Genomic DNA, 371 nt, shown 5'->3' with positions numbered 1-371 from the left:
CGCCACAGGTACGGTATTCATCTTTATCGGATCGGCATTGCCGCCCAAGGCTTTCGAAGCACAAAAACAACAATTTCGATGAAGCACTTTGAGGACAACCATCATGATTATTTACGGTGTGGCGTTGCTGGCGATCTGCATGTTGGCAGGCGTGATTCTGGGAGACATGCTCGGCGTGTTGCTGGGCGTGAAATCCAACGTGGGCGGGGTGGGCATCGCAATGATCCTGCTGATCTGCGCGCGGCTGTGGATGCACAAGCACGGCGGCATGACCAAGGAATGCGAGATGGGCGTGGGCTTCTGGGGCGCCATGTACATCCCGGTGGTGGTGGCGATGGCGGCCCAGCAAAACGTGGTGACCGCGCTGCACG

Annotated in this window: 1 protein-coding gene; it reads left to right on the top strand. The window is 58.0% G+C overall.

Annotated features, from left to right (window positions below; all coding sequences use genetic code 11):
- Positions 1-103 precede the first annotated feature (103 nt).
- The coding region (gene madL / locus HX846_RS36905) for a malonate transporter subunit MadL (protein WP_178967425.1) at positions 104-371 on the top strand (268 nt) is incomplete at its 3' end.

Source organism: Pseudomonas sp. K5002 (genome assembly GCF_013386655.1).
In the GTDB taxonomy this organism is placed as follows: Bacteria; Pseudomonadota; Gammaproteobacteria; order Pseudomonadales; family Pseudomonadaceae; genus Aquipseudomonas.
Note: the sequence above shows the minus strand (reverse complement) of the source record. Positions and strands in the feature narration are given on the sequence as shown.